Source organism: Paenibacillus amylolyticus (assembly GCF_036894225.1).
Lineage (GTDB): Bacteria > Bacillota > Bacilli > Paenibacillales > Paenibacillaceae > Paenibacillus > Paenibacillus amylolyticus.
Map to the genome: position 1 here is coordinate 5948138 of NZ_CP145892.1, position 22147 is coordinate 5970284.

A 22147-nucleotide genomic window follows, 5' to 3' on the forward strand; every position below is an offset into this window, starting at 1 on the left:
CTCCCGTATTAGAGATTGTTTGTAGATAGGCTTTATACCTGAATATCAGCAGGAAGCCGCCCGCCGAAAAGCGAGTCTAGCCGTACAGCCGCGCGTAGTAACCTCCGAGCGCCAGCAGTTCCTGATGGCGGCCCCGTTCCACGACCGTTCCTTGATTCATGACCGTAATCAAATCCGCATGTTCCACAGTGCTGAGACGGTGGGCAATCAGAATGGTGGTGCGCCCCTTCATCAATACGTTCAGAGCTTGCTGTACCCAATGCTGGGATTCGTTATCCAATGCAGAAGTCGCTTCGTCCAGCAGTAGAATCGGGGCGTTTTTGAGAATCGCCCGGGCGATCGCAATTCGCTGCCTTTGTCCACCTGACAATGACGCTCCCCTCTCTCCCACCGGCGTTTTATACTGTTCAGGAAGTTCCTGAATAAAATGGTGAGCGTACGCCGCTTTGGCCGCTTCCACCACTTCTTCATCCGTTGCATCCGGGTTGCCATAGCGGATATTTTCCTCAATCGTGCCGGTAAACAAAAACGGTTCCTGCGGAACGTATGCAATCTGCCTGCGGATTTCTTCCAGCGTGTAATGGCCGAAAGGTTTACCCTGAAGCAGGATATCTCCGCTGTCCACAGGATAAAAGCCGAGCAGCAGCTTGATCAGCGTACTTTTACCGCTGCCGCTGGCTCCTACAATCGCAGCGACCTGACCAGGAAACACTTGCATGGACATGTCGACAAGTACCTTTTTATCCGACTGATAGGAAAATTCCACATCGCGAAACTCCACCGCAGCCTCCGATACAAGCTCGCTATGAGAAGATCCCAGACGCTCCGGTTCCTCTTCCTCGCTTAGTACCTCTTGAATCCGGTGAGCACCCGCGAGCGAATTTTGGGTCATCGACAGAACCATCCCCAAGTTCAACAAGGCGTGCGTCAGATTCACTTGCAAAACTGCCAGAGCGGCGACGCTTCCCATTCCCATCAATCCGTAGGCATATAGAAGACTGCCGATGACGATGATGCCGCAAAACGTGACGTAGCTGATAAAATGGTTCACCGCAGCCTGCATACCATTCTTTTTCGCCGTTTGCCGAAGCGTTTGCGTCATTTGTTCGTTCAACGCCTCGTACTGGCCGTAAATCGTGCGGATGCGGAACAACTTCACAATTTGAATGCCGCCCATAAAATCTTTGAATTTTTCGGTCATTTTACCGAGCGTACGCAAGCCTTGTTCGGACAAAGCGCGGATATCCCGTGCAAATTTCAGGCTGACCAGAGAGGACAGCAGCAGAATGACGAAGGATACGCCAGCAAACCGCCAATCGATCACCGCCATAGAGACAATGGAGCCGATGCAGAAGACAACTTGAAGCAGCAAAACGAAGTAAACCTGCGAGAATGTAAACTCAACGGTCGTTACGTCGTTGTTCACTCGCGACAGCAAGTCCCCATGGTGGTTCTGCTCCAGGAATCTCGGCCGCACCCGGCACAGCTTGTCATAAAGACGTTTGCGGATATTCAGCACAGTCAGCTCGACACTGCGCTGGTATAAGTAAATGAACCAGGGAGAAATTATATTTTCCAGAAACAGGGCCACGCCCAAAATAACAAAAGCTTCCACCATCAGGGACGTATCTCGGGACACGGCGAAATCAACCAAGTTATGTACGACCAAGCTGAAGGCAATCAGAAACAATGTCTGGGTGAGCGCCGTTACAGCAAGGCCAATCGCGTACTGGGTTTTGCGCTTGCGGTTCATAAACGTGAGCAAGTAGCCGAGTTCTTTCACTTGTGATAGCCTTCCGCCCTTTTTCATGTGTACGACACCTCCCTGCGTTCGGCAGACTCGGTAAACTCCTGGTAATACGACTGGGCGTACAGTCCCTTCCTCTCGAGCAATTGTTCATGAGTGCCCTTTTCGACAATACTTCCTTGTTCCATAACCCAAATTTCATCGGCGTTTTGTACCGTAGAAAGCCGGTGGGCAATAACCATGGTCGTTCTCTGCTTCATCAATACGCCCAACGCTTCCTGAACCGCGCTTTCCGACTCCGGATCAAGTGCCGATGTGGGCTCGTCCAACAGCAGAACGGGAGCATCCTTCAGAAACGCCCGAGCCATTGCAATGCGCTGCCGTTGCCCACCGGACAAAAAACCGCCGCGCTCTCCGACATACGTCTGGTAACCGTCCTCAAGCTGCATAATGAAAGAATGAGCCTGAGCGGCTTTGGCGGCTTCGATAATCTCGTCCATCGACGCTTCTTGCCGCCCATAGCCGATATTTTCGGCGATCGTACCGCTAAACAAATATGAATCTTGGGTTACCACGGAAAAATGCGACCGAAGCTGCTCCGGATCTGCACCGTGGATCAGGCTTCCGAACACGCGAATCTCGCCCTGATCCTCCCGAAGTGGATAAAAGCCGCATACCAGCTTAAACACCGTACTCTTCCCTCCGCCGCTCGCTCCGACAAGCGCAATCGTCTTGCCTTCCGGCACCGAGAAGCTAACATTCCGCAGAATCGGGGAGCTCTCTTCATACCCGAAGGTTACGTTCTGAAACTGGATGGGGGCGGCGCTCGCTTTTGGAAGCAAACGGCCATTTTCCGCTTCGGTCGGCTGCTCGACGATTTCGGAGACCCTTCTCAGGGCACCGGTCATTTCGAACGTGCGCGTGATGAGCTCGGGAATATGCTCCAGCGGCTCCAGACACAGATTAAGCAAGTACAGGAAGGCGATCAGTTCTCCCGCGCCTAGCTGCCCGTTGTAGATCAAATAGCTTCCGTAACTGACGGCGAAAATGATCGGGCTAATCATCAGCGTAGAAAGCAGCGGGTTGACCCAGGCTTCCCGCTTTTTCACGGCCAGCTTTTTTTGAGCCGTCAATTGTAGCAGCACTTGGTAGGAGCGAGATAACATACCGGATAGCAGGTAGCTTTTTACAATAGGCATCCCCCCAAGCGTATCCTGGAGGTTGACGTTCATTCGGCCCATGTTCGCCTGGGCTTCCTCCGTCAACTGTTCCAACTGCTTGCCGATCCATTGGGAAACCAGCAGTGCTACGGGAAATAACAGCAGGCTGTATAGCATCAGCTCCCATTGGAGATACATCAAATAAGCGAAACAGCCGATAAATAATAGCGGATGATAAAACCACTGGGCGAGGTCCCGAATCATAAATTGCTGGATGAGCTGCAGATCGTTGTTGATCCGCGACAACACGTCGCCGGAGTGCTGCTTTTCCAAATAGGGGACCGGGAGTTTGCCGATATGACGCATGACATGGTTGCGGATATCCTGCACCGCAGAGGCACTGCTTCGCTCCACACCAAAGCTCATGAAAAACTTCGCCGGCACACCGATCAAGATGACCACAAAGACCGTGTACACGATCTGCAGAACGATTGGCCCCGCCCCATTCTCGGCCTGGGTGGTCAACTGCTCGACCAAACGTCCCGTCCATATCTCAATAACCGCGGCGGCAATTGCGGACAGGATACCGACGATCATCCAGCCTTTGTGACGGCTTACATAGGACATCAGCCAGCGGAACGCTTTCCAGGTGGCATAAGCGGTTCGGCGCTTGGAAGGCGCCGCTGTGCCTTGTCCTTGAACAGACGTCTGCCGGTCAGCTCCCATGCAGGACCCCTGCCTCCGCTTCGATCTGCTGCTTGATTTGCACTAAGATGTCACGGATGACAACGGCCGTTTCGTCCACGCGCGCGAGTTCCAGTAACTCCTCGTGTGCGCCCTCCAGCCGGTAATCGGCGTAAGCTTGCGTCGTTGCCCTCTGCCAAGACGGCAACTGGTGCTCCAGGCGGAACTCTTCACTGTCCTTCGCAATCAGTTCGTAAATCCGGGCAGTTATCGTTCCTGAATTAATAAGCTGCGCTTCGTACGTCAATGTGGCTTTGATCTTCCGATGAACACGCTCCCGCACGAGCGGATTACTCATTAATTCCTTCTCTTCTTCGTCGAAATCCGCAAGCATCTCTTCAAGCTCTTTCTCAGACGTTTCATAAGGTGTGAGTGTGTCCTTAATCCACGAGTCCACCATGAGCATGTCCGTTACGGAGTACCCTCTTCTTTCCATCGATTTGGCTACCTCGAACGTCAGGTTGCCTCCGAAGCAGTAACCGAGCAACACGTAAGGTCCTTCAGGCTGGATACGAACAATCTCATCCACATAACGGTTCAGCATGGCCTCGTAATCGATGACATCGTCGATAAAATCAATGCCGTAAAGCACGAATCGGCCGTCTAGTCTGCTTGCAAGCTCTCGGTAACCGATACCGAAGCCGCTGCCTGGAGGGAAGCAGAACACGTTCAGATCCCCTGTTTTATTTAGCTTAATGAAGGAGTCTCCCCCTTTATCCAGACCCAGATCCTCCTCTCCAAAAGCCATGGCTTCAACGGTTACATGATGGAATTGGCGATTCAGCGGTATCTCGATGCCCGTTTCATCGTAAACAGCTTGAACGAGCCTAATCAGACTTAAGGAATTGCCTCCCAGCTCAAAAAAGTTATCCTTTACGCCAACCTGTGGAATGCCAAGTGTATCCTGCCAGACACGGACGATCTTCATCTCGAGCAGCGTTCTCGGCGCGACATATTCCGTTCTTCCAGTGGCGGCTTCCTCTGGCGCGGGTAGCGCTTTGCGGTCGATTTTCCCGTTCGGGGTCAGCGGCATCCGCGAAAGCTGCACGAGGTACGAAGGAATCATATATCCCGGAAGCTGCTTGGCGAGCTGCTCCTTGAGTTCATGCGCCGCCAGCCTCGTTTCCGCAACGTAGTAAGCGACAAGCTGCTTATGGCCGTTCGCGTCGTCGCGGGCGAGCACCACCGTTTCTTGCATGGCGGCGATCTTCAGCAGCTGCTCTTCAATCTCGCCGATTTCGATCCGGTAGCCGCGGATTTTCACCTGATGATCGATCCGCCCCCGGTATTCGATGTTGCCGTCCGGCAGCCAGCGGGCGAGATCTCCCGTCCGGTAAAGGCGTTCTCCCGGCACAAACGGATGTTCCACAAACTTCTCTGCCGTTAGCTCCAGATGGTTCAGGTAACCTCTCGCAAGCCCTACGCCTGCCACGCATAACTCGCCGTCCACTCCCGGAGGCACAAGCTGCAGGTGGGCATCCAAAATGAAAATCCGGTGATTGGACAGCGGGCGCCCGATCGGAATAACTCTGCGCTCCGGCTGCTGCTCATCCGCATCCCAAAGCGTCGTAACAATCGAAGCTTCGGTAGGCCCGTAAGCATTGAAATAGTGGACCTTCTCCTTCCACTGCTGCACAAATTCGGCCGATACCGCCGAACCTCCCGTTACAAGCTTCGTTAAGCTGGGAAGGCGGTCCGGGTTCAAATATGCGCTGTACGTCGGAGGCAAAATCGCCGCGGTAATCGCATGCTCGTTCATATAATTCTCGAACAGGCGGTTGTCGAGAATCGTCTCGGCTGTCGGGATGTACAAAGTCGCGCCAAAATAGAGTGCTTTGAACACTTCCCAGCAGGACGCGTCGAATGACAGGCTGGCGAATTGAACGATCCGGTCATGCTCCGTGATGCCCAGCCTGTCCGCGAACATCAGCTTCAAGCTGACCAAACCACGATGCTCCAGCATGACCCCTTTGGGTTTGCCAGTCGTACCTGATGTATAGATGACATAAGCCAGATCATTCGGACCACTGGCCGGCTCCAGATTCGAAGCATCCAGCACACCAGTGGATTCCGCCCCGCTATCGCCCCAAACAAAATCGTCTAATTCAAGGCGTGTTCCTTCAAAGTCGGTCTTCTCGTGCAGATGTTTTTGAATCAGCAATAACGGTGCGCCTGAATCCTCGATCATGAAGCGGATGCGCTCCTCCGGGTAGTCGGGATCGACAGGCACGAAGGCTCCGCCCGCTTTAAGAATTGCCAGAATGCCGACGACCATATCAAGCGAGCGTTCGACCAGAATCGCTACCAGCTGGTCTGCTTCTACTCCTTTTTCCCGCAGCTTCCGCGCAAGGCGGTTGGATCGCTCGTTCAGCTCGCGGTAGGTCAATTGCCGCTCGTTCATGACGACGGCCACGTTATCCGGGTGATGCTCCACCTGTTCTTCGAACAAGCCATGGATCGTTTTCCCCCGCTCGAACTCGGTTTCGGTGTCATTAAATCCCTTGAGCAGCATCTCCCTCTCGACTGGGAACAGCATATCGACTTGTCCAAGCTCCAGATCTGGCTGAAATAAAAGCATGGACAGCAAACGAACAAGATGGTCGGCCGCCTGCTCCATAAATGCCCGCTCGTACCGCTGTCCGTCAAAGCTTATTTCCAGCTCGATGGAGTGGTTTTGGCGGTCGAAGCGAAAAACGGTGTCAGCCGCCACACGGTTACCCAGCGGTCCCGGATGAATCGGGGCGAAGGATGCGATGGTGTTGACGACCGGGAGGCCATGCCCCGTATAGTCCAGATGGAGCGGCTCCACCATTTTTCGAAAAGGCAGGTGCTGATGCTCCAACGCCTCGCCGATGGAGCCTTTGATGCCTCCAAGCAGCGTTTTCAGCGTAGTCTGGCTGCTTACCGATGTCTTGATCACCAAGATGTCATGCGGCGGCGTCTCGCCCTGGTCTGCGCTATACGAAGGCATGCCGACAAGCACTTGGTCCCGCCCGGTATATTTGAACAGCAGGCTTTTGACTCCTGCCAAAACAATCATGTACAGAGCCAAATCCGAACCGCTGGCGAGGCCAATGATTCTCTCCGAGAGTTCGCTCGGCAGAGTACGGTGAAGCAAGTCCGGCTCTGCCGCAGATTCCCCGCCCTCGAATAATTTGGAGGATTGACTGTATGGAAGGAAGCTCAGGCTATCATCTGCGTCAAACTTGCCGCTCCAGTACCGTTCTTCCTTTTCAAATAAAGATTTCATTCGTACCTCCCCTAAAAATGAAGTGACCGCATACCCCGACGCAGGTCTGGAAAGGCTTGCTTTCGACCTGCGCGTTTACGGGCTTGCATGTTGTTCGCGTCTTCCTTGGGATACACGCGCTGCGCTTGATGACGGAAGCGCGCTTGTAACATTAGAATGCGAATTCGATCGTATCAACAGCACTCTTTGCGCCTGCCGCCGGTTTATGACATTCAATTCGGCTTAGCTCGAGTTGTGGATTTTCCGCAATTTGAGACAGTACCCGCAGGTAATCCTCAGTCAAGGTGCGGATCATCGTTTCTTTGAACAGCTTGGTGGCGTAGAAGAAGCCCCCGCTCAACGCCCCTTCGTTTTCATACATAAACAGCGTCAGATCAAACTTCGCTTCTTCCAATGGGTCAAGCTCGTAATTCTTCAGGCTGACCCCTTCCAGTTCGGCGTCTCGTTCTTCAATATTTTGCAAGTCGAAAACGGCATCGAACAACGGGAAGCGGCCCGGCTCCCGCTTCACATTCAAACGCTCCACGAGATCCTCGAATGGATAATCCTGGTTCTCAAAAGCACCCAAAGCCGTTTCCTTCACTTCTTCCAGGTAGGACAAGAACGTTTTGTCGCCAGACGGACGATTGCGAAGCGCCAGCGTATTAACAAACATGCCGATGACCCGCTCCAAATCGGCGTTAGTTCTTCCAGCCACCGGGGTGCCCACGATCAAGTCCTCCTGACCGCTGTACTTGGACAGCAACACAGTATAGGCCGCAAGCAGCACCATGAACAGTGTGCTTTCACACTCGGCCGCCAATTCACGCAGCCGCGCAGAGAGAGAAGCTTCGACATCGAACTCCACATGCGCGCCTTCGTAGCTACGAACGGCAGACCGTTCGTAGTCCATCGGCAGGTCCGCCGTGGGCAGTTCGCCTTCGAAGGTTTGCAGCCAGTACGCTTCCTGCCGCCCGATTCGCTCTCGGTGGGCCTTCGACTGCTGCCAAACGGCATAATCCTTGTAATGAATGCGCAGGGGTGGCAGCTGTTCTCCGGCGTAGAAACTCGAGAACTCCTCCATCACAATCGCCATCGATACACCGTCAGACACGATATGGTGCATATCGAAAAGGAGAATACGCAGGTGCGGCTCCAGCTCGATGACCCCGGCGCGCAGCAGCGGCGGTTGGCCGAGATCAAACGGACGAACGAAGTTGCGGACGATCTGCTCGATTTGATCTGAATCCTCTGTATCCGCTTGATGATGCTCGATAGCAAAATCGACCTGTGGGTATATCCGCTGAACCACTTCGCCCTTCATCATTTCAAAACCGGTGCGCAGCGATTCATGCCGTGTTATCAATTTTCGCAAGGCGGCTTCCAACCGGTCTAAATCAAACTCACCTTCCACCTGCACCAGTTCCGGCATGTTGTAAAGCTGATCTGCTCCATCCAGCGTGTGCTGAATGAACAGCCGTTTCTGCGCGGAGGACAGAGGGTAGTACTCTCTCTCTTCCGCTTGAGGAATGGCCTCATGCTCCCGCCGTTCCATCCCGGTGATCGCCTCGGCCATCGCCGCAATCGTTGAGTGACGGAATACGTCGCGCAGCGGCAGGTTGACGTTTAATTCCTTAAATATTTTGCCTGCCAGCGTCGTCGCCCGCAGGGAGTGACCGCCGATGTCGAAGAAGTTGTCGTGAACGCCAATCTGCTTCGCAAGCCCCAGCACCTCCTGCCAAATCACCGCTAGCTCCGTTTCCAGCTCATTGCGCGGTGCAACATACTCCGTTCCGCTTCCCGCTTCCCCTTCCGGTGCTGGCAGCGACTTTCGGTCCATCTTCCCGTTTGGTGTCAAAGGCAGGCGCTCCAGCTCCACAAAGTACGACGGGATCATATACCCCGGCAACTCCTGTGCCAGCGCGCTGCGCAGATCGTTCACTGCCAGCTTCGCTCCGGTATCCGGCGTGTAATACGCACATAACGCCTTCTGCCCGTTCGCGTCATTTCGAACCAGCACCACCGCTTCGCGCACACCTTCCACCCGCAACAGCTGCGACTCGATCTCACCCGTCTCGATCCGGTAGCCCCGGATTTTTGCCTGGTTATCGATCCGCCCGATGAAGTCCACGTTGCCGTCTTCCATCCACCGCGCCAAATCTCCCGTGCGGTACAACCGCTCGCCCACAGCGAACGGACTGTCTACGAACTTCTCTTCCGTCAGCTCCGGTTGGTTCAAGTACCCACGCGCCACGCCGACGCCGCCGATGACCAGTTCGCCCAGCACGCCGACTGGTACGGGATTCAGATGTGCGTCCACGATGTGAAATTTCGCATTCAGCCACGCTTTGCCGATCGGCACATGGCCTGTCTGCGGCAGCTTCGTCAGCGGTTCGTCATAGAAACTGGAGTCGATCGCCGCTTCCGTCACACCGTAAGCGTTAATGATGCGGAACAACGAGCCAAAGCGTTCCTGCAAGGTTCGGTAATCCGCCACACTGCAACTGTCCGAGCTTGTGATCAACAGCTCCATACTGCTTAACTCTAGTCCCTGCTCATGCACGTATTCCATGAACGGCACGATCAGTGCCGGCGTTGATTCAAAGATCGTCACTTGCTCCCGCTCTATCCAGTAGTGCAGACGAGACGGATCGATCCGATCGTCCTTCGGTACAATGACCATGCTGCCGCCGTTGTACAACGTCCGCGCGATATCTCCCACAAACACGTCGAACGAGAAGCTCGCGAGCTGCAACAGCCTTACCGGAAACTGATCCAACCGGTATTCCCGCCGATAACCCGCTGCCGTGTTCACCAGGCTGCGGTGCTCGATCATCACACCTTTCGGCTTGCCCGTCGTTCCGGACGTGTAGATCACGTACGCCAGATCCTCTGGGCGGGCTTCATGGAAGCTGTCCATGCCAACATCATCAACATCATCCACAACATCCAGATGGTTCCGATCCGCACCGTTCACAGCCCCCGTTAGTTTGCCAGAGACCCGGCTGGAAGCCATGTTGGAGCCTTGATCAAAGCACATCGGAGCATTTGCCCGATCTTCGCTGTACGACACTTCGTCGTCAAGGTACAGCACCGACATCAGCGCCAGCTCCTCTTCGCGGAGCCAGGCCTCGGCACGTTCTCGCAGCGGCGTTTGTGTCAGTAGTACCTTCGCTCCGCTGTCTTCGAGCATAAACCGCACGCGGTCCGCCGGATAATCCGGGTCGAGGGGTACATACGCCCCGCCGGCTTTCCAGACGGCCATCACGGCCACCAGCAAGTCCACCGACCGCTCGGCGAGAATGCCAACGATTGACTCCCGGCCGATGCCACTTGCACGCAGCGTGACCGCTAAGCGGTTCGCTCGCTCGTTCAGCTCCACATACGTTAGGCGGTTATTTTCATACACAACGGCCTCCGCTTCCGGCGTACACTCTGCCTGTTTCTCAAACAGACGGTGGAACGTAGCCGCAGGAGCCGCTTCTAGCTGCGCTGGATTAAACGCATTGAGAACTTGTTCTTTTTCCTCTGCTGTCAGCAAGTTCAGCTCGGCAATCTTCGCATCTGGACGGTTTACAATTGTCAGGAGCAACTGCTCGTAATGTTTTGCCAGCTGTTCAATCGTCTCCCTTTTGTAAAGAGCTGTCGCATATTCAAAGCTGTAATCCAAGCCGCCGTTCTCCTCGCCCACATCCAAGCTGATATCAAACTTCGCAGTATCAAGTACGCTCGGATAAGGAATCAGGCGAAGCCCTTCCAGCTCAAATTGCTCGTTCTCCGTATTCTGCATCGTAAACATCGTGTCGAAGAGCGGATTGCGGCTTAAATCACGGGTGACTTGCACCTTGTCCACCAATTGTTCAAACGGATAGTTCTGATGCTCAAAGGCACGCAGAGTTGTTTCTTTGACTTCGTTCAGATATGACAGGAATGTTTTCTCCGAAGACGGATAACTGCGAATCGCCAGCGTGTTTAGAAAAATCCCGATCAACGGCTGCACATCTCCATGATTCCTTCCGGCAATCGGCGTACCAACGATTACGTCTTCCTGACCTGAATATTTATGCAAAAGCACGTTATACGCCGCAAGCAGCACCATAAACAGCGTCGTGCCCGTTTCCGAAGCCAGCTGTTTCAGGCCGCCGGTTTTTGAAGCGTCGAAGGAAAACTCCAGCGTTTGACCTTCGTAGCTCTGTACAGCCGGACGTGGATAGTCGGTCGGCATTTCCAGCACCGGAAGCTCGCCCTTGAACATGTCCAGCCAATACGCCCCCTGATGCTGAAGCCGTTCCTGCTGCTCCTGCGAATGCTGCCAAACGGTGTAGTCTTTGTACTGAATGCGCAGCGGCTCCAATTGCTCTCCACCATACAAACGCACGAATTCTTCAACAAAGATTTCCATTGAAACGCCGTCAGAAATAATATGATGCATGTCGTACATCAGAATATGGCGTTCCGGAGCCAGCTCAACAAGGCCTACCCTCAACAACGGTGGCTTAGCCAAGTCAAACGGACGGACGAAACCGTGAACCACCGCTTCGACCTCTTGCTCATCCGCTTGATAGAACTCCACCGCAAAATTCACGTCCTGGTAAACCCGCTGTGATGCTTCTCCATCCACCATTTCAAACCCGGTGCGCAACATTTCATGCCGCGCCACGAGCTTACGGAATGTTTCTTCGAACCTTGCCCGGTCCAAAGCACCCTCCAGCAGCATCGCTTCCGGCATGTTGTAGCTAAGCTCCGCAACTTCCAGCTGATTCAGGATAAAGAGACGTTTTTGAGCAAAAGATTGCGGGTACACCTCTCGGTCATCCGCCACCGGAATGGCAACGAATGTCTGCTCATCCAGCCGAGAAATGGCGGTAGCCATGCTCTCGATCGTGGAATGGCGGAACACGTCGCGCAGTGGCAGATCCACGTTCAACTCTTTATGAATCTTGCTGACCAACGTTGTCGCGCGCAGGGAGTGGCCACCGATGTCGAAGAAGTTGTCGTGAACACCAATCTCCTTTGCAAGCCCCAGCACCTCCTGCCAAATCACCGCCAGCTTCGTTTCCAGCTCATTGCGCGGTGCGACGTACTCCGTTCCGCTTCCCGCTTCCCCTTCCGGCGCTGGCAGCACCTTCCGGTCTATCTTTCCGTTCAGTGTCAGAGGTAGACGCTCCAGCTCCACAAAGTACGACGGAATCATGTACCCAGGCAACTGCTGTGCCAGCGCCCTGCGCAGATCGTTCACTACCAGCTCAACTCCGGTATCCGGCGTGTAATACGCGCATAGCGCCTTCTGTCCGTTCGCGTCACTTCGAACCAGCACCACCGCTTCGCGCACACCTTCCACCCGCAACAGCTGCGACTCGATCTCCCCCGTCTCGATCCGGTAGCCCCGGATTTTTGCCTGGTTGTCGATCCGGCCGATGAAGTCCACGTTGCCGTCTTCCATCCACCGTGCCAAGTCTCCCGTGCGATACAACCACTCACCAGCGGTGAAAGGACTGTCTACAAACTTCTCTTCCGTCAGCTCTGGACGGTTCAAGTACCCACGTGCTACCCCAACTCCGCCGATAACCAATTCGCCTAGCACGCCGACTGGAACAGGGTTCAGATGTGCATCCACGATGTAAAACTTCGCATTCAACCACGCTTTGCCAATCGGCACATGGCCTGTCTGCGGCAGCTTCTTCAATTCTTCGTCATAGAAACTGGAGTCAATTGCCGCTTCCGTCACGCCGTAGGCGTTAATAATGCGGAACGATGAGCCAAACCGCTCCTGCAAGGTCCGGTAATCCGCCACACTGCAGCTGTCCGAGCTTGTGATCAACAGCTCCATCCCGCTCAACTCCAGCCCTTGCTCGTGCACGTATTCCATAAACGGTACGATCAGTGCTGGTGTTGATTCAAAGATCGTCACTTGCTCCCTCTCTATCCAGTGGTGCAGACGAGACGGATCGAGACGGTCGTCTTTCGGTACAATCACCATCGTGCCTCCGTTGTACAACGTGCGTGCGATATCACCCACGAACACGTCAAACGAGAAGCTGGCGAGTTGCAGTAGCCGGACTGGGAACTGATCCAACCGGTATTCCCGCCGGTAGCCTGCTGCCGTGTTCACCAAGCTGCGGTGCTCAATCATTACGCCTTTCGGCTTGCCCGTCGTTCCGGACGTGTAGATGACATACGCCAAGTCCTCAGGACGAGCTTCATGGAAGCTGTCCAAGCCAGCAACCTTCAGATGACTCGGATCATCGCTGTTCACAGCACCCGTCAGCTCGCCGGAGACTTTACCGGAAACCATGCTGGAGCCAAGCGGTGCATTCTCCCGGTCTTCGCTGTATGACGTTTCGTCGTCGAGGTACAACACCTTTGCAAGTGCCAGTTCCTCTTCGCTGAGCCAAGCCTCAGCCCGCTCTCTCAGCAGCGTTTGTGTCAGCAGCACCTTCGCTCCGCTGTCTTCAAGCATAAACCGCACGCGGTCCGCCGGATAATCCGGGTCAAGCGGTACATATGCCCCGCCTGCTTTCCAGACGGCCAGCACGGCCACCAGCAGGTCCACCGAGCGCTCGGCGAGAATGCCAACAATCTCCTCCCGGCCGATTCCACTTGCGCGCAGCGTGGCCGCTAAGCCGTTCGCCCGTACGTTCAGCTCCGCATACGTCAGCCGATCGTTCTCGTATACAACGGCTTCCGCTTCCGGAGTGCTCTCCGCCTGTTCCTCAAACAGTCGGTGGAACGCGGCCACAGGAGCCACTTCCGATTGCATCGGGTGAAACGCGCCGAGAATCTTCTCTTTTTCATCTGCCGTCAACAAGTTCAGCTCAGCGATCTTTGCATTCGGATGGCTTACAATCGCCGCAAGCAAATGTCCAAAATGAATCGATAGCCGCCGGATCGTGCTTTCTTTATAAAGAGCCGTTGCGAATTCAAAACTGCACTCCAGTCCGCCATTTTCTTCCGTTACATCCACACTCAGGTCGAACTTGGCCATACCATATTCGCTAGGGTACGGGGACAATTTCAGCCCTTCCAGCTCAAACTCTGACTCCTCCAGGTTTTGCAGGGAGAACATCGTGTCAAACAGCGGGTTGCGGCTCAAATCCCGGCTAACCTGCACTTTATCAACGAGTTCTTCGAACGGATAATTCTGATGCTCGTAAGCGCCTAAAGTCGTTTCTTTCACTTCTTCCAAATACGACAGGAAGGTCTTCTCCGAAGCCGGATAATTGCGTATCGCCAGCGTGTTGACAAACATTCCGATCAAAGGCTGCGTGTCGCCGTGCGTTCTGCCCGCAATCGACGTTCCGACGATCAAATCGTCCTGACCTGTGTATTTATGCAAAAGCACGGTATATGCGGCAAGCAACACCATATATAGCGTCGTTCCTCTTTGAGCGGCCAGCTGTTTCAAGCCTTCGTTCGTTGCCTCGTCCACGAAGGACGTTAGCGTATGTCCCTCATAGCTCTGTACAGCAGGACGCGGATAGTCCGTTGGCATTTCCAGAACCGGCAGCTCGCCCCGGTAACGGTCCAGCCAGTAAGCTTCCTCGCGTTTCAATTGAATTTTTTGCTCGTCCGATTGCTGCCATACCGCATAGTCCTTGTACTGAATGTGCAAAGGCTCTAATGACTCACCGCCATACAGACGAACGAGTTCCTCAACGAACACGTCCATCGAAACCCCGTCGGAGATAATATGGTGCATGTCAAACATCAGTAAATAACGATCGGCGGCCAGCTCTACGAGCTCGGCACGCAGCAGCGGTGGCTTCGCCAAGTCGAAAGGTCGGATAAAAGCCTGCACGACTGCAGACGCTTCTTCCTCGTTCGCATGTCGACACACGACGGAAAAATCAACGCTCTCGTAAATACGCTGTACCGCTTCGCCTTGCACGACCTCAAATCCGGTTCTCAACGTTTCATGACGTTGGATCAGTCCGCGGAAAGCTTTCTCCAGCAGGCTATGATCAATCGATCCTTCGAGCAGCAGCACACCCGGCATGTTGTAGCTCTGATCGGCTCCTTCCAGCTGATTCAGGATAAACAGCCGCTTCTGAGCTGAGGAAAGTGGATAATACGCTCTTGCGCCTACCAGCGGAATCGACGAGAACGAATGTTCTTCGATCCGGGAGAGGGCGAGAGCCATCTGTTCGATCGTTGAGTAGCGGAATACGTCGCGCAGAGGCAACTCGACGTTCAACTCCTGATGCACCTTGCTCACCAGTGTCGTTGCCCGCAGGGAATGGCCGCCCAAGTCAAAGAAGTTGTCATGAACCCCGATGTGCTCCAATCCAAGCACGCTTTTCCATATTTCAGCCAAGTTGGCTTCGAGCGGAGTCCGAGGCGGAGTATGTCCTTCGCCTGGCTGCAAGCTCTCCTCAGGTGCCGGGAGGGAGCGGCGGTCAACCTTGCCATTCGTCGTCAGCGGGAGACGCTCCAACTGGATCAGGTACGCCGGGATCATATAGGTCGGCAGTTCCTGAGACAGCATGCTCTTCAGCTCGGCCGCCGGAAGCTCACAGTCCGCTTCATAATAGGCGCAAAGCTGCTTTTCGCCGGACACGTTTTCCCGCGCGAATACTGTCGTTTTCCGAATTCCCTCCACTTTCTGAAGCTGAGCTTCGATCTCGCCCAGCTCTATGCGGAAGCCACGGATTTTCACTTGGTCGTCCGTTCGTCCCACATATTCAATCGTGCCGTCCGGTAGCCATTTCGCCAAATCCCCCGTCCGGTACATGCGCTCTCCTGACGTAAAAGGATTGTGCACAAATTTCTCCGCCGTCAGTTCCGGCCGGTTATTGTAGCCCCGTACCAAACCTTCTCCACCGACACATAGCTCCCCGACCACGCCGATCGGCAGCAGCTTATTCCGGCTGTCGACGATATACACCGTCGTATTGCTGATTGGTCGTCCGATAGGAACGGTAAGCGCCGACTCATCAACGAAGTCGACCGGAAGGTACGTGGTAAATATCGTGCTTTCCGTCGGTCCGTACACATGGTTGAGCCTACCCGCTCCAAGATGGGCGAGTGCTTTACGTACATGACCAACCGAGACACGCTCTCCTCCAAACAAAATCGCCCGGACATCCCGAAAACAATGGACGTTCACATCTACAAGCACGTTGAAGAAAGCCGTCGTAATAAACATGACCGATATGCGCTGGCGCTGGATGAGATCCGCCAGTAGACCAATTTCCAGCAACGTCTCGCGGGGAACCAGCACCAGCCGCGCCCCGTTGGTCAAAGCACCAAAAATATCGAAAATCGCTCCGTCGAACGAATAGCTCGAAAGCTGGAGGACATGATCGCGATTGGTGATGTCGATATAATTTGTATTTTGCACAACGCGCACGATGTTGCGGTGCGAAACAAGGTTGCCTTTTGGCTTGCCCGTCGTGCCTGACGTATAGATCACGCAGGCCAGATCTGTCGCTTCAATCCCTTGATTTAGGTTTGTTCCGTCCTCGTGATAGAAGGACTCGTCATCCAGTAAAATCAACGAGTCCACACCCGCCAGGCGCTCGCGCAAGCGGCTTTCTGTCAGCATAACCTGCGCTCCTGAATCCTCTATCAAGAAACGGATACGCTCCTCTGGATATTCCGGGTCAATCGGTACGTAAGCGGCTCCGGCTTTGTGTGCTGCCAGTATACCTACAACCATTTCGATGGAACGCTCAGCCATAATGGCGACCAGACGTCCTTGAGATATCCCGTGGCTGCGCAAGGTACGGGCAAGGCGGTTGACGCGTTCATTCAGCTCGCGGTAAGTCATCTCTTGCTCATTAAAGGAAATGGCAGCTGCATCCGGGATGTACTCCGCCTGCTCTTCGAACAATTGAATGAGTGTCTTCCCGCGCGGAAATTCCGTTGTGGTGTCGTTAAAATGTCCGAGAAGGTCGGCCTTTTCTGCCTCGGTCACAAGTTCCAGCTCGCCCACGGTAATTTCCGGGTTATCCGTTACCTGTTCCAGCAGATGCACGAGATGCCCCTTGAGCCGCTCGATGCTGTCTTTATCGAACACTTCGGCGTTAAAGTCGAATCGAATTTCGATCTCGGCTCCCGGCACCACAGTCACGTTGAAGTTATAGTTCGTCTGCTCCTCCATCTGAACGTCAGCAATTGTCAGGCCGCCGTGCTGCTGCTCCCCCGCCTGCTCCATCTGCTCGTCCACCGGATAGTTCTCGAAAGCGATGATATGGTTGATCAGATTCTGCTTTTGCACGCTGCGAGCTTGAATTTCATACAGCGGATAGTAATCATAACGCCCGGAATCCAGCGCCCGCTCTTGGAGCTTCGCCATAAGGTCGGCGAACACGGTGTCCACTTCGCTATTGACGCGGACCGGCACCGTATTGATGAACAGCCCGATCATAGACTCAATGCCCGGGATTTCCGCCGGTCTTCCGGCCACGACACTACCGAATACGGCATCGTTTGTTCCGTTATATTTTTGCAGCATCACGCCCCAAACGGCTTGCAGCAGCGTATTGACTGTAACCAGGTGCTGTTTCGCCACCCGGTCCATCCGTTTGCTCAAGTCCTTGCCTAGTTCGGCGGTGACGTGATCAGCCGTAAATCTGCCGCTCGGCGCTGGTTCCTTTTGCCCCGGAAGTACGGTTTGCCCTTCGTAGCCTGCCAGGAACGCCGTCCAATAGCCGGATGCCGCCTGATCGTCCTGTTTCTCCAACCATTCGATATAATCGCCATAATCCGATCCTTTACCTCCCGCTGGCTGCTTCCCAGAGGTCAGGGCCGAGTATATCTCAAACAACTCCTGCGTCAGCTGAGCCAGGCACCAGCCGTCCATCAAAATATGCTGGAAACTCCACAGAACGTGATAACTTTGCTCTTCGGTGCGCAGAATCGTAAACCGAACGAGCGCATCATGTTCCATGTCGAAGCCACGAAGCTTGTCCTCCTCGGCCTTTTCATCCAAGTAAGCTTGTTTCTCGTGTACCTGCAAATGAAGCAGCTCTTCATATTCAAAGCCGACTGGCTTATCGCGGTATATGATTTGCAGCGGCTCGCCTGCTGGTCCATTCACAAAATTCGCCCGCAGCACCAGATGACGTTTTGCAAGCTCCATCCAGCTCCTCTCAAAAAGCTGGACGTCGAGCGCTCCCCGCATCGTAAACCGCGTCTGCTCAAAGTAAGCTGCCGTTTGCCGGTCAAGCGCGCTGTGGAACCACATACCCTTTTGCATCGGCGTCAGCGAGTAAATATTTTCGATTTCCCCGAGATGACTCGAGCGCTGGGCGATTTGCTCCAATTCTGTGATGGTCAAGCCTTTAAATTGCACGTCGCTTGGCGTCAATTCGGTGTTCTCTTTGCCTGCGCAGTGGGTAATGAGCTCTCGGAGACTTTGCTCAAGCCGCTGAGCGAAGGCTTCCATCGTTTCCTTGTGATACTGCTTCCGGCTGTAGCTGAGATCGAGCGATAAAGCACCGTCCAGCACCATACCGTTGATATCCAGCACAAAGCTGCGGGCCTGCCGGTCGCTAGCCGGGCTGCCACTGGAATAAGAAGATATGCCGATCTCGCCCTGGTTGACATCATCGTCGAACTGGCCGAGGTAGTTAAAATTAATTTCCGGTTCTGCGCCCCAAACCAAGCCATCCTCCGATTTCGAAAGATAGCGGCATATGCCGTACCCAAGCCCCTTGTTCGGAATGCGGCGCAAGTTTTCCTTGACCTGTTTAACCTGATAGGTCAAATCCCGGTCGGTTTCCGGCTCCAGGACGACCGGAAACTTGGTCGTAAACCAGCCGACTGTGCGCGTGATGTCGATATCCGTTCCGATCGATTCACGTCCGTGTCCTTCGAGATTGATCCGCACCCGTTCGTGCCCCGTCCATTTGCGTAAGGCTATGCCGAGCGCCGTTACCAAAATATCATTCATTTCGGTGTTGAAGGCACGGTGAACCCGCTTCAGTAGCAGCTCCGTTTCTTCGCGAGCCAAACGGACAAACAGCGATTCGCTGTCCTGCTGCGTCGTAACATCCGCCTCCATATCCTTCGGCACGGCCGGAACCTCCATTTGATCCACGGCCTGCCAATAGGCCCGTTCCTTCGCCATCTCCGGGCTTTGCGCGTAAGCAGCCAACTGCTCGGACCAAGTGCGGTACGCATCTGTTTTCGAAGGGAAACGAATTTCTTCGCTTTTGCCAGTCTGCTCGTAACCTAGAGCGAAATCCTCCATCAAAATTCGCCAAGACACGCCGTCTACCACGGCATGATGAACCGCGAGCAGCAAATGATCTCCATCCTCGCACTGGAACAGTCCCGCCTTCATGAGAGGCCCGTTCTCCAGATCGATGCCTGCTTGAATGTCCGTTGCCTTCGCTTCCACAGCCTGCGTGGGATTCTCCGCATCCTTGAAGTCGAACACGTCCAGCGTGAACATCACGTCTTCCTGAATCGCGCGGTTCCGTGCGCTAAACCCTTGTTCCGTTTTGCGGAACACCATCCGTAAGGCGTCATGATGCTCGGCCAGCTTTTGCAGCACCTGACGTACCATCTCTTCGTCGAAGCGTTCCTTCCGGTACAGCATCACCGACTGGTTGAAATGATGCGGGTCCGCAAAGGAGCTCTCGAAAAACCAATGCTGAATCGGCGTCAGCGCCGTTTCACCCGTAATTTCGCCTTGATCGATGGTACGTCCGATCGGTATCACATGCAGGCTAAGCTGTGAGATTGTCGGATATTTGAACAAATCCCGAATTTCCAGCTTGTACCCGGCTTGATGAAGCCGCGAAGATACTTGAATGGACTTGATCGAATCTCCGCCCAGCTCGAAGAAATGATCCGTTACCCCAACGCGATCGGCGTTCAATACCGCCTGCCACACATCGGCAAGTGTCCGCTCGGCTTCATTGCGTGGAGCTACGTACTCGCCGCCGGTCAGTGCGTTTCCTTCCGGGGCAGGCAAAGCCTTGCGGTCGATTTTGTCGTTCGGGGTGAGCGGCATCTGCGGAAGCTGAACAAAATGTGCCGGAATCATGTAATTCGGCAATTTTTGCGCCAGCGCGCTTCTCAGCTCGCCGAGCGTAAGAGGGAGACTAGCGACCAGGTAAGCGCACAGTTCTTGCCCACTTTTGCCTTCCCGCGCAATCACAATCGTCTCCTGTACCGAGTCGATCTTCAGAAGCTGCTCTTCAATCTCACCGACCTCGATTCGGAATCCACGGATTTTCACCTGATGGTCGATCCGGCCCAAATACTCCATATTACCGTCCGGCAGCCAGCGGGCGAGATCTCCTGTCCGGTAAAGGCGTTCTCCCGGCGCAAACGGATGTTCCACAAATTTCTCTGCCGTCAGCTCCGGCTGGTTCAGGTAACCTCTCGCAAGCCCCACGCCTGCAACGCACAGCTCGCCGTCCACTCCTGGAGGCACAAGTTGCAGGTGGGCATCCAAAATAAAAATCTGATGATTAGACAGCGGGCGCCCAATCGGAATGACTCTACGCTCCGGCTGCTGCTCATCCGCATCCCAAAGCGTCGTAACAATCGAAGCTTCGGTAGGGCCGTAAGCATTGAAATAGTGAACCTTCGCTTTCCACTGCTGCACGAATTCGGCCGATACCGCCGAACCTCCCGTTACAAGCTTTGTTAAGCTGGGAAGACGGTCCGGGTTCAAATGAGCGCTGTACGTCGGGGGCAGAATCGCCGCCGTAATCGCATGCTCGTTCATATAACTCTCGAACAGACGAGTGTCGAGAATTGTCTCGGCCGTCGGGATGTACAAAGCCGCGCCAAAATAGAGTGCTTTGAAAACTTCCCAGCAGGATGCGTCGAAGGACAAGCTCGCAAATTGAACGATCCGGTCATGCTCCGTAATGCCCAGCCTGTCTGCGAACATCAACTTCAAGCTGACCAAACCACGATGCTCCAGCATGACCCCTTTGGGTTTGCCCGTTGTACCTGACGTATAAATGACATAAGCAAGATCATGTGGACCATTGGCCGCCTCCAGGTTCGAGCCATCGTCGCTATAGGCCTGCTTGTCATCTAGCGCCAATACGGTCCCTTCGAACGGGACTTGCTGTAAAAGCTCTCTTTGAGTCAGCAGCAGCTGCGCGTTCGAGTTCTCCAGAATGTAGCGAATACGTTCTTCCGGGTACTCCGGGTCGATCGGCACGTAGGCACCGCCAGCTTTCAGAACCGCCAAAATGCCAATGACCGTCTCCAGCGATCTCCTAACCATCAAGCCTACCAACTGATTGGGCAGCACACCGACCGATCGTAGCGTACGCGCCAGCTGGTTCGCCCGTTCGTTCAACTCTGCGTATGAAAGCCGCTGCCCCTCAAAAACAACCGCCGTCGCCTCGGGCACACGCTTCGCTTGCTCCTCCACAAGCTGATGAATCGTCCGATCACGAGGATAGTCCTTCTCGGTATCGTTGAAGCTTTGTATTAATTGAAATTTTTCGTCCTCCGACAGCATGTCCGCTCGCACGATGTCCAGCTCCAACTCATGAAGCCCCACGGACAGTAGGCGATTCAGATGGCCGACGACCCGATTCATGAACTCGGAGTCATATAAGTGCTCGTTATAACACAGTCCTAGCTGTATCGTCCCGCCGGCTAAACTGAATTCAAAGGAACAGTCTGTGACCACGTTTTGCCCAATTTCGTCCAGATGCAGCTCCTTAAGGGATACTAGCGTATGGACGAAGGGTATCCCTTCTGCATATTGCAGATCCAGCTTCTCCGTCATTTTCAAGAACGGAATATGTTGATGCTGAATGGCTTCCGGCAAGGAAGTCCTCATTTCGCTCAGAAGCGTCTTAAAAGTTGCCCCCACCGAAAGCGAGTTTTTCAAAATGACCGTATGATTAACGGATCGACGCGTCTCCCCCTTTTTCGGCACAACCGGCATACCGACCAGAATGTCTGAAGCACCTGTATATTTATGCAAGAGTGCCTGAACACCTGCGAGCAAAATCATAAAAGCAGCCAGCGGAGCACCCTTGCTCATTTGAAGGACCCGCTGCGCCGCTTCCTCCGAAAGCGAACCGCCAACGGTTTTCACATTGGGCACCAGGGAGTTTGGAGCTTTGCTGTAAGGCAACCGCGTCAAGGTATAATCGTCACTACCGAATTTTTCGTTCCAAAACAACGTTTCTTTTTCAAAAGCCATCTGGATCGTTCCCCTCTCTTCATCGGTAAAAGCAATCCGGCGGAGCATATGCCGAAGCAACGCTCCAGCCTCGCTCCTCTCTTTTTCAAACATCTGACAACAATATCAATGGCTTGCGCAACGTCACGCTT

5 protein-coding genes are annotated in these 22147 nt (G+C 54.2%); all 5 read right to left on the reverse strand.

What is annotated here, in order from left to right; genetic code table 11:
* Positions 1–76: 76 nt before the first annotated feature.
* Genes V6668_RS26300 through V6668_RS26320 form a run of 5 tightly spaced genes read right to left on the reverse strand, consistent with a single transcriptional unit; the run spans position 77 to position 22109 of the window.
* Positions 77–1810 (reverse strand): ABC transporter ATP-binding protein, encoded by a 1734-nt coding sequence (locus V6668_RS26300; protein ID WP_338707078.1) that lies wholly within the window; start codon positions 1808–1810, stop codon positions 77–79.
* Positions 1807–3633 carry an ABC transporter ATP-binding protein gene (locus V6668_RS26305; protein WP_338707079.1) on the reverse strand — a complete coding sequence of 609 codons (1827 nt, stop codon included), beginning with the start codon at positions 3631–3633 and terminating at the stop codon, positions 1807–1809. The genes V6668_RS26300 and V6668_RS26305 overlap by 4 nt, the downstream gene beginning before the upstream one ends.
* The gene (locus tag V6668_RS26310) at positions 3623–6901 is read right to left on the reverse strand and encodes a non-ribosomal peptide synthetase (RefSeq protein WP_338707080.1); all 3279 of its coding nucleotides are present in this window, start codon (positions 6899–6901) and stop codon (positions 3623–3625) included. Before V6668_RS26310 ends, V6668_RS26305 begins: the two co-directional genes overlap by 11 nt.
* A gap of 11 nt (positions 6902–6912) precedes the next feature.
* Positions 6913–7053 carry a hypothetical protein gene (locus V6668_RS26315; protein ID WP_338707081.1) on the reverse strand — a complete coding sequence of 47 codons (141 nt, stop codon included), beginning with the start codon at positions 7051–7053 and terminating at the stop codon, positions 6913–6915.
* Positions 7053–22109, reverse strand: coding sequence for an amino acid adenylation domain-containing protein (locus V6668_RS26320; protein ID WP_338707082.1), 15057 nt, complete (start codon positions 22107–22109; stop codon positions 7053–7055). Before V6668_RS26320 ends, V6668_RS26315 begins: the two co-directional genes overlap by 1 nt.
* Positions 22110–22147: the final 38 nt, after the last annotated feature.

Excerpts from the sequence above, each read along its gene's own strand:
- V6668_RS26300 (WP_338707078.1), bottom strand. The coding sequence starts at position 1,810 with ATGAAAAAGGGCGGAAGGCTATCACAAGTGAAAGAACTCGGCTACTTG.
- V6668_RS26315 (WP_338707081.1), bottom strand. The coding sequence starts at position 7,053 with ATGTTACAAGCGCGCTTCCGTCATCAAGCGCAGCGCGTGTATCCCAAG.
- V6668_RS26305 (WP_338707079.1), bottom strand. The coding sequence starts at position 3,633 with ATGGGAGCTGACCGGCAGACGTCTGTTCAAGGACAAGGCACAGCGGCG.
- V6668_RS26320 (WP_338707082.1), bottom strand. The coding sequence starts at position 22,109 with ATGTTTGAAAAAGAGAGGAGCGAGGCTGGAGCGTTGCTTCGGCATATG.
- V6668_RS26310 (WP_338707080.1), bottom strand. The coding sequence starts at position 6,901 with ATGAAATCTTTATTTGAAAAGGAAGAACGGTACTGGAGCGGCAAGTTT.